Source organism: Frigoribacterium sp. CFBP 13729 (genome assembly GCF_014841875.1).
Classification (GTDB): domain Bacteria; phylum Actinomycetota; class Actinomycetes; order Actinomycetales; family Microbacteriaceae; genus Frigoribacterium.
The window spans coordinates 226,356-240,567 of sequence record NZ_JACYUR010000002.1 but is presented as its reverse complement, the minus strand read 5'-3'; the positions used below and the strand labels follow the sequence as shown (position 1 = coordinate 240,567).

Annotated in this window: 12 protein-coding genes; 3 read left to right on the top strand and 9 right to left on the bottom strand. The window is 67.8% G+C overall.

Translation table 11 applies throughout. From position 1 onward, the window contains the following. The first annotated feature begins 162 nt into the window (after window positions 1–162). The 3 genes from IFT77_RS07570 to IFT77_RS07560 all read left to right on the top strand — a co-directional run bounded on the left by IFT77_RS07570 (window position 163) and on the right by IFT77_RS07560 (window position 5,467). A complete protein-coding gene (locus tag IFT77_RS07570; RefSeq protein ID WP_192040935.1) occupies window positions 163–984 on the top strand; it encodes a MarR family winged helix-turn-helix transcriptional regulator in 822 nt (273 codons plus the stop codon). 432 nt (window positions 985–1,416) lie between these two features. Further along, window positions 1,417–3,342 (top strand): PQQ-binding-like beta-propeller repeat protein, encoded by a 1,926-nt coding sequence (locus tag IFT77_RS07565; protein WP_371740977.1) that lies wholly within the window; start codon window positions 1,417–1,419, stop codon window positions 3,340–3,342. A gap of 91 nt (window positions 3,343–3,433) precedes the next feature. Continuing rightward, complete coding sequence (locus IFT77_RS07560; RefSeq protein WP_192169648.1) at window positions 3,434–5,467, top strand: hypothetical protein; 2,034 nt, start codon at window positions 3,434–3,436, stop codon at window positions 5,465–5,467. Window positions 5,468–5,473: 6 nt separating this feature from the next. On the opposite strand, the gene IFT77_RS07555 is transcribed toward IFT77_RS07560, so the two are convergent. The 9 genes from IFT77_RS07555 to IFT77_RS07515 all read right to left on the bottom strand — a co-directional run bounded on the left by IFT77_RS07555 (window position 5,474) and on the right by IFT77_RS07515 (window position 14,202). After that, window positions 5,474–6,379: an ROK family protein gene (locus tag IFT77_RS07555; protein WP_244638595.1), complete on the bottom strand. Its 906-nt coding sequence runs from the start codon at window positions 6,377–6,379 to the stop codon at window positions 5,474–5,476. Continuing rightward, a complete protein-coding gene (locus tag IFT77_RS07550; protein ID WP_192040931.1) occupies window positions 6,345–7,343 on the bottom strand; it encodes a sugar kinase in 999 nt (332 codons plus the stop codon). Before IFT77_RS07550 ends, IFT77_RS07555 begins: the two co-directional genes overlap by 35 nt. After that, window positions 7,340–7,990: a bifunctional 4-hydroxy-2-oxoglutarate aldolase/2-dehydro-3-deoxy-phosphogluconate aldolase gene (locus tag IFT77_RS07545; protein WP_192040930.1), complete on the bottom strand. Its 651-nt coding sequence runs from the start codon at window positions 7,988–7,990 to the stop codon at window positions 7,340–7,342. Before IFT77_RS07545 ends, IFT77_RS07550 begins: the two co-directional genes overlap by 4 nt. Window positions 7,991–7,995: 5 nt before the next feature. Then, a complete protein-coding gene (gene kduI, locus IFT77_RS07540; protein WP_192040929.1) occupies window positions 7,996–8,811 on the bottom strand; it encodes a 5-dehydro-4-deoxy-D-glucuronate isomerase in 816 nt (271 codons plus the stop codon). A gap of 50 nt (window positions 8,812–8,861) precedes the next feature. Next, window positions 8,862–9,626: a 2-dehydro-3-deoxy-D-gluconate 5-dehydrogenase KduD gene (kduD, locus tag IFT77_RS07535; RefSeq protein WP_371740976.1), complete on the bottom strand. Its 765-nt coding sequence runs from the start codon at window positions 9,624–9,626 to the stop codon at window positions 8,862–8,864. Beyond that, window positions 9,623–10,789, bottom strand: coding sequence for a glycoside hydrolase family 88 protein (locus IFT77_RS07530; RefSeq protein ID WP_244638594.1), 1,167 nt, complete (start codon window positions 10,787–10,789; stop codon window positions 9,623–9,625). The genes kduD and IFT77_RS07530 overlap by 4 nt, the downstream gene beginning before the upstream one ends. Window positions 10,790–10,944: 155 nt before the next feature. Beyond that, complete coding sequence (locus IFT77_RS07525; RefSeq protein ID WP_192169647.1) at window positions 10,945–11,874, bottom strand: carbohydrate ABC transporter permease; 930 nt, start codon at window positions 11,872–11,874, stop codon at window positions 10,945–10,947. Next, window positions 11,871–12,806, bottom strand: coding sequence for a carbohydrate ABC transporter permease (locus IFT77_RS07520; protein WP_192040926.1), 936 nt, complete (start codon window positions 12,804–12,806; stop codon window positions 11,871–11,873). The genes IFT77_RS07525 and IFT77_RS07520 overlap by 4 nt, the downstream gene beginning before the upstream one ends. 64 nt (window positions 12,807–12,870) lie before the next feature. Beyond that, on the bottom strand, window positions 12,871–14,202 hold the full coding sequence (locus IFT77_RS07515; protein ID WP_371740975.1) for a sugar ABC transporter substrate-binding protein: 1,332 nt from the start codon (window positions 14,200–14,202) through the stop codon (window positions 12,871–12,873). Between the last annotated feature and the right edge of the window lie 10 nt (window positions 14,203–14,212).

Here is a 14,212-nt window from a genome sequence, read left to right as displayed (position 1 = left end):
GCGGCGACCCATGGGCACCTAGAGTGACGTCAGGCCCAGACCCTGCCGCACTGTCAAAGCCGCCACCGACTCGACGAGTCCATGGCCGGCACCACTGGCGGCAGAGGTCATGACTGCTCGTCCGCGTGTTCATCGTCATGATGCTGGAAGAAGCAGCTCGCCTTGTCCGATCTCACCCCCTCCATCAGCGCTCTGCTCGGGCAGTTCAGCGAAACGATCACGGGCCTGGTCACCGTGGCCTTCGACGGCACGTGGGCGGACAACGAAGAATTCATCGTCCTCAGCGAGCTGGCTCTCGGGGACCAGCCCACGACGAGGGAGCTCGCCTCGAGCGCGTCGATGGCCCGGCACGTCCTCCACCACCTGATCCACAGACTCCGCCGTGACGGGCTCGTGTCGACCGCCCCGAGCAAGTTCGACGGTCGCGCCGTGGCCGTGGAACTGACTCCCCTCGGCCACCTGCGGGCCGAAGCGCTCCGAGGATCCCTGCACGTGTCATTCCGGGAGTCGGAGCACCTGGCCGCAGCGGTCCTGAGGGGACTCGACGCGCCTCCCAGACCTCAGCGCAGAGGTGGACAGCCCACTGATCCCCTGGCCGTGCTCGGCCTGACCGGCCGTGTGGGCCAAGAATTGGGAGCGTCCGTCCGCGACCTCGACCTGCCGGACGTCACCGGTCGACGACGAACCACCCTGGTCCAGATCGCAGCCACCGAGGACATCCGGCCGCGCGACGTGAGCGAGGCGCAGGGGACGTACCGCCAGAGCACGGCGTACGTCATCGACCAGCTGGTCGCCGAGGGTCTCGTCAGCCGTCACCGCGGCCGAGTCCCCGAGGATGCCCGGGCGGTGACCCTCATGGTGACGGACCGTGGCCGCCAGGTGGTCGACGGCATCGACGACGTCGTCAGACACCACCGCGACACGCTCGTCGACCTCTTCTCGATCGTCGCCACCTGGCCCTCGCCCCGCCCCTCGAGGGCTTGATGACGGGCAACCGCACAGGACGAGCGAGTCACTGAGCTCGCCGAGGAACGCACTGCCGATCACACGCCCGTTCCATCGCGTCGTCTCGAGTAGCGGCAGTCCCAGCCCGCGTGGGCACCGCCACGGGCGACGCGGAGCCGGGCAGGAGAATCCGCATCATCCTTCGGTGCTCGGCTGTTTGTAATTGTTCGCTTGCGCCCGGATCTCTTGTCTCGACGGAACCGCCGTAGTTCAGTGACCCCACTCGCAAGCGTTCAACGGAGAATTCGCATGAGCACTAAACGTCGCACTGTTCGTCCAGGCTTCTTGATCGGCGGAGTCATGGCCGTGGCAGTCATAATGGCCGTGACCCCTGCGGTCGCGGCTCCCTCTCAGGCCGAGTCCCCTTCGCGCTCAGCCAGCGCACCGCGGATCGATGATCTAGGGCCGGCGGTGGTGCAGTTCTCGTTGATGAGTTCGGTGACGATCGGCGACACGGTGTACGTCGGGTCCCGGAATGTGGTGCCCGCGCGGATCGTCGCCCTCGATCTCGACACCCGTCTCGTGACGGCGACCACGAATCTCGATTCCGGCGTGTCGATCCAGGCGATCGCCGCCGATCCGACAGGGCGCTACATCTACGCAGGCGTGCTGTCGGATGCCGGCTCGACGAAGCCAAACCTGTTCCGCTGGGACGTCACGACCCCCGACGTGCCCGCCGCGCCGATCGGCCGCATCGGGGATCGGAACGTGCGAGCCATCACGGTCGCCCCCGACGGCCACGTCTTCGCCGTCGGCGATGGCGGCACCACACCCACACCGCTGTGGGAGTACGACCCCACGACCCAGCAGGTCGCGAATCTCGGAGCGCCCGACCCCGCGGCCACAGGAGCCCGCGCGGTCGCAGCCACCGAGACGACCGTGTTCTTCGGCGGGGGGACGCTCTTCGGCGGCGGCGCGGCCCGAGCCGGGTTATACGCCTACGACCGGTCGACGAGGACCTCGCGCAACATCACACCCGCAGAGATGCGCAACGACGCCAGCATCCGCGAGCTCGCAGTTCTCGACGGCAGGCTTCTCGTAGGCTCTGCCGCCTCCACCGAGCAGTCGAAGGTCGCGGCGATCGATCTCACCGACTACGCCAGCTACGCGAGCGCGACGTCGACCGGAAAGACGGCGAAGAAGTTCGCAGTGATCGGAGACACGGCGTACTTCGCCAACGAAGAGGGTGTGCTCTCTTGGTCGACGGCGACGGGTGTCATCGCACCGGTCACGTTCGAGGGCCCCTCACTGGGTGAGATCTGGGGCATTGACGCCAGGGGGACCTCGCTCGTCGTCACCTCAGCCTTCGGTTTCGTCGCCGAGATCGATCCTGCAGCTGGTACTTCAACGGTCACGGACCTCGTCGAGGCGGGTGCGCCGGCGTCGGCGCAGGCGGCGATGGGCGTCGCCGTCGGCGGGGGCTCGGCCTACGTCGGCGGGACGGGAGCAGTCGCACGCCACCGGTTGTCCGATGAGTCCGTCGAGTACTTGCGCGCTCCTGGCGAGGCGAAGGACGCCGTCGTCGTCGACGGCGCGCTGATCACGGGCCAGTACAGCTCGCAGGGCATCTGGCGCTTCGACCCGGACGACGGGTTGCCGTTCCGTCGTGTCGCCCAGTTCCCCGGCGAGCAGAACCGACCGCAGGACGTCCAATGGGATGACGTGAACGGGCTCGCCCTCGTCGGTGCGCAATCCGACACGACCGGCGGCGGTTCGCTCTGGACCTACGACCCCGCCACTAACGACTCCCACTTCTTCCTCGACCCCATCGACGGCGACCAGTACGTGCGCGCCGTAGCGAGCAAGGACGGTGTCGCGTACCTCGGCGGCGGGCTCCAGAATGCCGACGGGCCGGGGACTGTCGTGGCGCTCGATCCCGTCACCGGCATCGAGCTGTGGCGTACCGCACCGATGCCCGGTGCCGGCATCTCGGCACTCACGGTGAAGGGCGATCACCTCTACGGACTGACGCGGAAGGGCGGCTTCTTCGTGGTCGACCTCATGACCCGAGAGGTCGTCCACACCGCGGACGTCAGTTCGGTAAGCACGGGGTTCTCCGCCCTTGTCGTCAGCCGCGGTGTCGTCTACGGGGCGTCCGAGACAGACGTGTTCCGGTTCGATCCGATGACCTTCGCGATGTCAGAAGTCGTGCCGGACATCAACGGAGCGTGGTACAGCGGAGCGCACATCGCCGCCGATGAACACGGCCGCCTGTATACCCTTCGAGGACGCGACCTCGTACGCATCGATGACCGTTCCTTCGCCGACGATGCGACGGCCCGAGCCCGCTGCCTCACGACCCTGCCGCTCGCGTCCGATGGAGCGACCTGCGGCTGAGGCCTCGTTCCCGCACCCGGCGAACCGCGCATCTCTGGCCCCCTCACGCTGTCCCGCCACGAATGGTTGGAAGAACAGGAAGGAACACGTCATGACGCAGCACCTCACCCGACGCCAGCTCTTGATCGGTGCCACCGCCCTGAGCGCGCTCACCGTCGCCGCACCGTCTGGGGCCGCGGCGTGGGGCGCGCCGGCGACGACCGACGCGGACAGCGACGTGCGCATCGACGACCTCGGCCCCGCCGTGGTGCAGTTCCCGCTCATGTCGAGCCTCGTGGTGGGCGACACCCTCTACATCGGATCGCGAAACCTCCAGCCCGCTCGCGTGATCGGGTTCGACCTCGCGACCAAGGCGGTCACGACCCGGACCGAGCTCTCGTCCGGATACGCGGTCCAGGCGCTCGCGGCTTCGCCCGACGGGGCGAGTCTCTACATCGGTGTGCTGCGCACCGAGGCCAACGGCGCGAGCGTTCACCGGTGGGACCTGACCACCGCGGACACCGCCGCCGTACCCCTCGCCGAGACGGGCGACCGCGACGTACGCGCTCTGGCCGTCGCACCGGACGGCATGATCTACGTCGCCGGTGGTGGTGATCCGACCGATCCACCATCCCTCTGGGAGGTCGACCCCACCAGCGGCATGGTCGCGAACTGGGGCCTTCCGGACCCTGGGGCCACGATCGCCCAGGCGGTGGCGACGACGGCGACGACGGTGTATCTCGGCACCGGCTCGGTGCTCGCAGGAGGTGCCGGGAGCACCGCGAAGCTGTACTCGTTCGATCGCTCGACTCGGTCGTACCGCGACATCCTGCCGAACGAGTTCGCGTCCGCGGTCTCGGTCACGTCGCTCTCCGTGCTCGACGACCTGCTCGGAGTCACCCTCAAGGGCCCGGGGAAGTCGATTCTCATCGAGATCGCGTCGCCGCATGTCTACGAGACGATCCCGCAGACGGGGATGACGCTGCGTCGACGCGGAAGCGACATCTACTACATCAAGGTTCCGAGCGTCGTGGCGTACTCCCGGACCACGAAGAAGATCACGAACCTCCAGACCCGCAACCTCGACACACTGTGGGGTCTCGACGTCGTCGGGGACAGGCTGGTCGGGGCGTCCGCCTACGGATTCGTCGCCGAGATCGACCCGGCAACCAGGACGAGCATGCTGACCGAACTCATCGAGGCAGGAGCACCCGCCGCGCCGCAGACGGCGATGGGCATCGCCGTCGGTGGAGGTGCTGCCTACGTCGGCGGCACCGGCGCGCTCAACCGGTTCGATGTCACTACGGGTGCGCAGACCCTGTTGCGGATGCCGGGCGAGGCGAAGGACGGCGTCGTCGTGGACGGCATCCTCTACACGGGTCAGTACAACTCGCAGGGCATGTGGCGTTACGACCCGACGTCGGGTGACGCCCCCGCGCAGGTGGTCGCCCCGGCCCGAGGCCAGAACAGACCGCTCGACGTGTGCTGGGACGCCGTGAACGGACTCGCCTTGCTCGGAGCGCAGAACGACACCGACGGCGGCGGCTCGGTCACGACCTTCGCACCCACGAGCGGGGCGAGCACGACCACGGTGAACCCCGTCGACGCCCGGCAGCTCGTGCGAGCGGTCACGACGGCAGACGGCGTCGCCTACCTGGGCGGCGACAACATCTACCCGGACGGACCGCGTAGCACCGTCGTCGCCTGGGATCCTGTCGCCCGCAAGGAGCTCTGGCGCGTCGATCCCGGGTTGACGGCGGGCATCGCCGCGCTCGCGACGGACGGTCGCCACCTGTTCGGGCTCGGCCGCCGAGCAAGCGGACTGTTCGTCCTCGATCTGCGGACCCAAGTTGTCGTGACCACCCTCGACGTCCGCAGTGTCGCGACCGATTTCGGTGCCCTCGCTCGTGTCGACGACACGATCTACGGCGTGTCTGACACGACGCTGTTTCGTGTCGACGCCAGGACCCTTGAACTGTCGACCGTCGTCGCCGGCATCGACGGCGGGTGGTACAGCGGTCCGCACCTGGACGTCGACGAGAACGGCGTGATCTACACCATGCGCGGTCTCAACCTCGTCGCGGTGCAAGACGGCGCGCGTCCGCAGCCGGTCGACATCGGCTCAGGGACGACGGACATCCGCTAGAAGAGCTCAGAGGAGCGCGGCTCCGACGGCGGCGGCCGGCACGCCGGGCGGGAGCAGCTGGACACGGTCGACTATTCCCAGGGACGCCAGGAACGGCGAGCGCGCGCTCCAGTCGACGAACACGCCTCGCACCGGCTCCAGCAGGCGTTCGCCGAGATTGCTGAGTCCGCCCCCGATCACGACGTCCTCCACGTCGGTGGACAGAAGCAGGAGGCGCACGGCGGACGCGACCCCGTGGACGAGCACGCCCCGCACCTGGCGGGCTCTGGCATCACCACGGTCAGCGGCATCGAAGAGATCGACGGCGGGCAGCACGGAGGTACTGGGCCACAGCTTCGCGAGAGCGGTGCCCGAAGCGACGGTCTCGAGGCAACCGCGCTGACCGCACAAGCAGGCGTACCCGTTCGGATCCGCGGGGATGTGCCCGATCTCGCCCGCTCCCCCGCGGGAGCCTCGCCACACGTGCCCGTCGACGACGACGCCTGCTGCCAGTCCGGTGCCCAGGTTCAGGTACCCGAGCGGAGCGGCGCCGCCGATCAGGTGGGCGGCACCCGTGGCAGCCGCGTTCACGTCGTTGTCGACGGTGACGCGGGTGCCGAGCGCGGCAGCGAGGATCGAGGCGAGGTCGAGTTCGTGGATGTCGAGATTCACCGCATGCATCACCATGCCGCGCGCACCGTCGACGACGCCGGGGATGCCGACGCCCACGTGCGTGACCTGTTGCGCGGCCGGGTCGTGCCCGTCCAGGAGGTCGTCGACGACCGCCCGGATGCCGCAGAGGACCCCGTCCGGGCCGCTGACGGTCTCACGACGCACCCGCTTGCGGACTCCGGTGTCGTCGCCCAAAATGATCGCGTCGATCTTGGTGCCCCCGACGTCAATGCCGATCCGCATTCGCGGGACCTCCCTCATGGCTGCGCGCGGCGGTACGAGTGAGCAGTGCGTCAACGTGTGCGCGGGTGGGCATCGCGGCAAGATCTCCCCTGCTTGTGGTCACGAGCGCGCCGACTGCTGCCGCCTGGTCGACCTTCGCGCCCAGGTCCTCTCCTGCGAGCATCGCGGCGATGTATCCCGCGGCGAAGCCGTCGCCCGCCCCCACGGTGTCGACGGCATCGACCTGGAAGCGACGGGATCGGACGGAGCGTCCCGCCTCGAAGGCGATGGCCCCCTCGTCGCCTAGCTTGACGGCGACCTCGCGCGCTCCCGCAGACAGGTACAAGTCCGCGACGGCCGCGGGGTCGTCCGTGCCGGTAAGCAGCCGCGCCTCGCCGAGACCGGGAAGGACGACCTGCGCTCGCGCTGCGACGGAGGAGACAGTGCGCCGCATCTCGTCGAGATCGCTCCATAGGTTGAGACGCAGGTTCGGGTCGAAGGACACGGTGATGCCCACGTCCCGGGCGGCATCGAGCAGCCTGAACGCGGCGGCCCGGGCGACGGGTGAGACGGCGAAGACTATTCCGGTGAGGTGCAGGTGGTCGATGCCGTCGAGCAGATCACCGCATGACAGCACCAGACCAGCGTGGCGCGCGAAGGCCGTGTCACCACGCACTTGCAGCATCTCAGGGTCACCACTCGTTCCGCCGGCTTTGAACATGAGAGCGGTCGGCCCGTCTGCCCGCACCGTGACAGGTGTGATGCCGAGCGTGTCGACGACGTCCTGCAGGTAGTCGCCGTGCGCATCGCGGCCGAGGACGCTCGCCCACGTGGTGTCGACACCGAGCAGCCGGAGCCCGACGGCGACGTTGAGATCGGCGCCTCCGGCAAAGCGTGTGAACTGCGCTCCCGAGCGGAGATCGTCCTGGGCCGTCGCGTAGCCGACGAGCGCTTCGCCGAACGTCAGGACGCGGGGTGCGGCCTCTGGGCTCGACGCGTTCACGAGGTCGTGTCGTCCACGAGCCCACGGACGGCTCGGCAGCGGCGTCGGAGCTGATCGATGTCACCGCCAGCGAGGGCATCGCCGACGAGTGGGCCGCCGAGACTCACGGCGACGGCACCCGCCGCGAGCCACTCGCGGGTGGCCGCGAGATCGATGCCGCCTGACGGGATCGCCGAGAGCCCGGGGAACGGTCCGTGCAGGTGCCGGAGGTAAGCGGGGCCGACTGCCTGGGCGGGGAATATCTTGACCGCGCTCGCCCCCGCGTCCCATCCCGCGGCGAGCTCGGTGGGTGTGAGGCCGCCGGGAACGACGGCGACACGCGAGTTCACCGCGAGCTCGACGACCTGCAGGTTCATCGTCGGTGTCACGAGGTAGTCGGCTCCAGCGTCGATCGCCCGCTGAGCCTCGTCCACGGTCGTGACGGTGCCCACCCCGATGTCTGCCTTCGCGGCGTACCGTTCGACGAGTTCAGGGAGGGAGCGGAGCAGGTCGGGGGTCGTCAAAGTGAGTTCCACGCTCGGGATGCCCTCGTCGATCAGGACGTCGCAGACGGGTGCGAGCACGTCGACGTGCGGAGCTCGGAGCACTGCGATGACCTTGCTCTCGCCGAGCCGTCGTGAGAATGGGGTGCGTGCTCCGTCGGACACGCTGATCAGCTCATCTCGGTGATCGGTCGGGCGTCCATGTCGGTGAAGTCCTGGTTCTCCCCGGCCATGGCCCAGATGAAGCTGTAAGCACGGGTACCGACGCCGCTGTGCACCGACCAGGGCGGTGAGATGACGGCCTGCTCGTCTGCGACCACCAGGTGCCGGGTCTCCGAGGGCTCACCCATCAGATGCACGATGCGCGCGTCCTCGGGCACGTCGAAGTAGAGGTAAGCCTCCATGCGGCGGTCGTGCGTGTGCGCCGGCATGGTGTTCCACATGCTGCCGGGGTGGAGCTCCGTCACTCCCATCATCACTTGACTGGTGGCGACCTCACCGCCGAACAGCAGTTGGCGCAGGGTGCGACGGTTGGACGTGTCGTGGTCGCCGAGCTCGAGCACGTTGGCCTGCTCTTCCCCGACGAGCGTCGTCGGCAGTGACGCGTGCGCGGGAGCACTGAACAGGTAGAAGCGTCCGGGAGCGCCGAAGACGACGTCACGGCTGCCGCGACCGATGTACAGACATCCGCGTGAGGGCACCACGTAGCTCGTGCCGTCGACGGTCACCTCGGCAGCCTCGCCGATGTTGATCACACCCGCTTCGCGACGATCGAGGAGGTGCGCCGTGTGCAGCTCCTCGGGGACGGGGAGCGTCAGGGGCTGACCGCTGGGCGCGATGCCGGCGATGATCACGCGGTCGTGATGCGAGTAGGTGAAGGTCACCTCACCCTCGACGAAGACCTTCTCGACCAGGAAACTCCGGCGCAGTTCCTCGGTCGACATGGTCGAGACGTGTTCGGGGGCGCAGGCGTTGCGGGTGTCCATGCTTCTGTCCTTCTCGTGGGTCTCGCAGTGTCGTGGTCCGGCTGAGGTCGTCATCGGGCGAGCCAGCCGCCGTCGACGGCGAGCAGATGTCCGTGGACGTAAGCGGCCGCCGGCGACGCGAGGAACACGACCGCTCCGGCGATGTCTGCCGGCACGCCCCACCGGCCCGCGGGTATCCGATCCAGGATCGCGCGTGAACGATCGTGGTCTGCTCGGAGCGGAGCCGTGTTGTCCGTGGCGAAGTACCCGGGAACGATCGCGTTGACGTTGACGGAGTGCTGCGCCCATTCGTTCGCCATCGCGCGTGTGAGACCGGCGAGCGCGCTCTTGGAAGCCGTGTACGAAGGCACGGAGATGCCACCTTGGAAGCTGAGCAGCGATGCGGTGTTGATGATGCGACCGCCGCCCGTGGCGGTCATCCGTCTCGCTGCAGCCTGCGCGAGGAAGAACGCGGCCTTCTGGTTGATCTGGACGACGTCGTCCCAGTCGGCTTCGGTGAGCTCGAGTGCGGGTGCACGACGGATGATGCCAGCGTTGTTGACCAGGATGTCGATGCGTCCGAACACCTCACTCGTCTCTGAGACGAGCCCCTCGAGATCAGCAGGCGTCGCCGTCCCGAGGTCTGCGGTGAGGACGTGCGCACGGCGGCCTGTGGCTCGCACCGCGGCTGCCGTCTCGTCCGATGGCGAGTTCGCCGTCAGGACGACGTCCGCGCCGGCGTCGGCGAGCGCGATGGCCATCGCCTGTCCGAGCCCGCGACTGGCACCGCTGACCAGGGCGACCTTCTGGTCGACGCGGAAGAGGTCGGCGCTCACGAGGCGGCCACGTCTTTGTTCGAGCTCCGCCAGAAGGATTCCCATCCCGGGTTCGCACGTTGTGCGAGCGCTTCCAGGTAGTAGTAGTCACCCCAGAGATTGCCTTCGTCCAGGCCGATCCCGGCATGCCAGTGGTACACGCCGTGCTGGAGGAGGCAGTTCGCATCGCTGCCGGGCTCCGGCGTGCACGATGCCGCCAGGGCATCGAGGATCTCGTCGGCGCCTTGGCGGTACTGGTCCTCGCCCGTCGCGCGCGCCAGTTCGTAGAGGCCGCACACCGCGATGGCCCCGGCGGAGCTGTCGCGCAGGTGACCGCTGCCGTCGCCGAAGCCGAGATCCCAGTAGGGCACGTTGTCGGCGGGCAGGTGTGCGAGGAAGTAGTCGGCACAGCGCCGAGCTGCGTCGAGGAACTGCTCGTCCCCGTTCGCGAGATGGCTGAGGGCGAAGCCGTAGACGCCCCACGCCTGACCGCGCGCCCAGCACGAGTCGTCCGCGAAGCCCTGGTCGGTACGGCCGCGTAGCGGCTCACCCGTGTTGATGTCCCAGGAGAAGGTGTGGAAGGTGGAGCCGTCGGCACGGACGATGTGATCGGCCAGCTGGCGTGCGTGCCGGTCGGCGGCGTCCGCGAATCGGGAATCGCCCGTGGTGGTGGTGGCCCAGCGCAACAGCGGAAGGTTCATCAACGAGTCGATGATCGTTCGCCCCTGCTGCTCGGGGTCGGAGAGATCCCCCCACGCCTGGATGATCCCGGCGGGCTCGAGAACGCGATCCATCATGTGCTCCGCGGCGATGAGTGCCGCGCTGCGGGCCCGCTCGTCGCGGTCGGTGCGCCACGCCGTCGTGCAAGAGAGCGTGTAGAGGAATCCCATGTCGTGGTGATCCATGTCGACGTCACGGTCAGCCCGATCCGCGAAAGATGCCACGTGCGCCAAGGCTGCCTCATGAAATTTCTCATCCGCGGTGATGTCGTAGGCGAGCCACAGCACGCCGGGCCAGAATCCCGTGGTCCAGCTCGTGTTGCCGCCGACGGGCTCACCGTGCTCGGCGGACTTCGGCGGGTACACACCGTCGACGGTGTGATGGTGCGGGTAGGTCGCGCCGAACGCGTCCATGTCGGCGACGACCGTGGCCAGGGCCTGGTCGATGTGGGTCAGGGTTTCCATGTGGCGGTGCCTTCTTTCCATGGCGGACGTGCGGATGGAGGGGCGCGGGCGCACGACGATCGAGCACCCTGGACCTCGCGGTGGCGCAGCTCTCACGAGGGCTTGCAGAGAACAGGGAGCAGGGGATCAGGAGGCGCGAACGGTTCGGCCGAGCGTCATTTGACGCTCCCCGCCGACAGGCCTGCGCGCCAGAAGCGTTGCAACGAGACGAATGCGATCACGAGCGGGATGACAGAGATGAACGAACCAGCGATCACGAGGGTGGAGAACTGGGGATTCTGCTGCACCTGGCTCTGCCAGAGGGCGATGCCGACGCTCGAGGGCAACAAGTCACGGTTCTGCAGCATGATCAGGGGAAGCATGAAGTTGTTCCAGATACCTACGAACTGGAAGAGAGCGATCGTCACGAAACCCGGTGCGATCATGGGTAGACCGATCTTCAGGAAAGTACCCACCGTGCCCGCGCCGTCGACGCGCGACGCTTCGAGCGTCTCATTGGGGATGTAGCCACTGCTGAAGACGCGCGCGAGATACACGCTGAACGGGTTGCAGAGCGTGGGGATGATGACGGCCCAGATCGTGTTGGTGACGCCCGCAGTGGCGGCGAGCAGGTACAACGGGATGACGGTGGCCGTGTTGGGGATGAGGACGCCGACCAAGACGCTCGCGTAGAGGCCTCGCTTTCCTCGGAACTGGAACTTGTCGAACGCGTAGCCAGCCATGACGGCGATGAAGCCGCCGACGACAGCACCGATCCCTGCGTACAGGATGCTGTTGGCGAGCCATCTGACGAAGATGCCGCCGTCCTGTGTGAAAAGCCGCTGCATGTTCGCGAGGAGTGCACCGCCGAAAGTGAAGGCGTCCCCGGAGTAGAGGCCCTTGGCATCCTTCGTCGCCGCGAAGACGAGCCACAGCAGCGGCAGGATCATGTATGCGGCGCCGACGATCAGCAGGCCGTTGACTCCGACCGTGGACAGGATGCCGCGGCGAGCACGACGCGGAGTGTCGGTGCGTCGCCGCGCACGGCGTTCGTCACGCGTCGCGCGGACGCGGACGGGGGTAGGGGTGTCGAGCAGGGCGCTCATTGCGTCGGCTCCTTCGAGGTGAAGCGCGTCACGATCCACGACAGCAGACCGGCCAAGGCGGCCAGAACGATCGAGGCCGCGGCGGCCTGGGGAAGATTGTTGCGGTTGAAGGCGGCGTCGTAGGCCCACATGTTCGGTACCCACGTGCTCGTGACGGCGGTGGTCGCCGACGACAGGATCTTCGGTTCGGTGAAGAGTTGGAGGGAGCCGATGACGGTGAACAGAAGTGCCACACCCAGGGCCGGCCAGACGAGCGGAGTCTTGATCGCGAAGGCTGTTCGGATCTCGCCGGCGCCGTCTACGCGGGCCGCTTCGAGGATCTCGCGCGGCACGGTCTGCAGGGCGGTGAACAGGATGATGACGTTGTAGCCGGCCCATTCCCATACCGCGATGTTGACCATCGAGGGCAGGACGAGCTGGACCGAGAGGAAGTCGATCTCGATGCCGCCGGAGGCGACCGCTCGAACGATCGGACTCACGCCGGGGGTGTACAGGTACGCCCAGATCAGAGCAGCGATCACACCCGGGACGGCGTGCGGCAGGAACAGGAGGAGCTGGAAGGCACGGCGAGCGTAGGTGACGGCGGCGTCGAGCAAGAGCGCCAGGACCAACGCGACGATGAGGAGCGTGGGCACATAGAGCACGCAGTAGACCGCGAGCCTGCCGAAGCCCTCGAGGAACGTCTTGTCGGACAGGACGGCGATGTAGTTGCCGGCGCCGACGAACTCGGTCGTCGAGCCGCCGAACCCGAGACCGCTGCGTCGCTCTGCGAACAGGCTCAGCCCGATCGCGTAGACGACGGGGGCGATCATCGTGATCGCGAACAGCACGAAGAACGGGATCAAGAAGACGGAGGCGGCTCGTCCGCCCGTTCCGGGGATGCTCCGGCGAGGGGGCACCTGTCGGGCGGAAGTCATGTGGGAGGTTGCCATGATGTGCTCTCTTCTTCGAAAGTGGGCATGGGCCGGGCGGCGAGAGCTCGCCCGGCCGATGGAGTCATTCCGAGACGGCGAGGCCGAGAGCGGTCAGTCCCGAGACGGTCGCCGACTGCGTGTCCTCCAGGGCGTCGCCCAGGGTCGGCGCTGTCGTGACCGCGTTCTTCATCGCTGTAGCAGTGATGTCGTAGCTCGGACCCCAGGCCCACGTTCCGAGGTTCGCGGACGCGTCGTCGAAGACGGCGTAGATGTCGTTGGCGTAGTAGTCGGTCGGGGCGACGGCCGCGGCGGCGTCGTTCAGACCGGGGTACGCCAGGTACGCAGTGCCGACGGCGCCGCGAGCCGTGACCGCGTCGGGCGATGTCGTCAACCACGTGACGAAGGCGGCCGCAGCAGCGGTGTTGTCGGAGTTCTCAGGGATCGCGAAGCTGGTCCCTCCGCTGAGAGCGCCACTGGGCTTGCCATCCCACGTCGGCGGGACGGCGGCGATCCACTTGTCGGCCTGACCCGAGCCCTCGGTGCGGGTCTTCAGGCCCGATGCGCTCCAGGAGCCGCCTACCCAGCCGTTGACGACGCCGTTGTTGATGTCGGCGGTCCACTCGTCGCTGAAACCGAGCTGCGCCTTCACGAGATCCTCGTCGATGAGGTCCTGCCAGTAGTCAGCGACCTTCGTCGAGGTGTCGCCGTCGACGTCGACGTTCCACTCGTCGTCCTCGACCCCGAACCACTCCGCACCGGCCTGCCAGGAGAGCGGTGCCAGCTGCGGCTCATTCGTGAAGAAGCTGGTCAGGTACGCGTCCGGGTTCTGCCTCTTCACGGCGCGAGCGGCTTCCTCGAACTCGTCCCACGTGGTGGGCACCTCGACCCCTGCGGCCTGGAGCACGTCCTGGCGGTACCACATCACCAGAGGCGGAGCGTCGTACGGGAGGGCATACGCGGCGTCGCCGAAGGTGACGAGCTGGCGTACCTGATCGTCGTACGCATCCAACACGTCCCCGGACATGAGTCCGCTCACGGGCGTGAGCTGCTCGTTGGCCACGAAACCCGGGAGACGGTCGTATTCGATGCCGACGACGTCGGGACCGGTGCCTGACTCGATGGCGGCGGCGAGTTTCGTGTAGCCGCCGTTGGCGCCGTTGGGGATCTCTTCGAAGTCGACGGTGATGTCGTCCTGGCTGGCATTGAACGCGGCAGCGACATCGGCCATGCCGCCGAGCGACGACCAGAACGTCACCTCACCGGTCGGCGCGGCCGACGGGGCGGATGCCACTGGCGCGTCGGCGCCCGCTGAGCACCCCACCAGGAGCGTTCCCGCCGTGAGGAGCGCGGCTGCTCCTAGCAAGATCCGTCGTTGTGTCATGGTCTGTTCTCCTTTGAACCGGACGAGTTGCACTGATCATGCG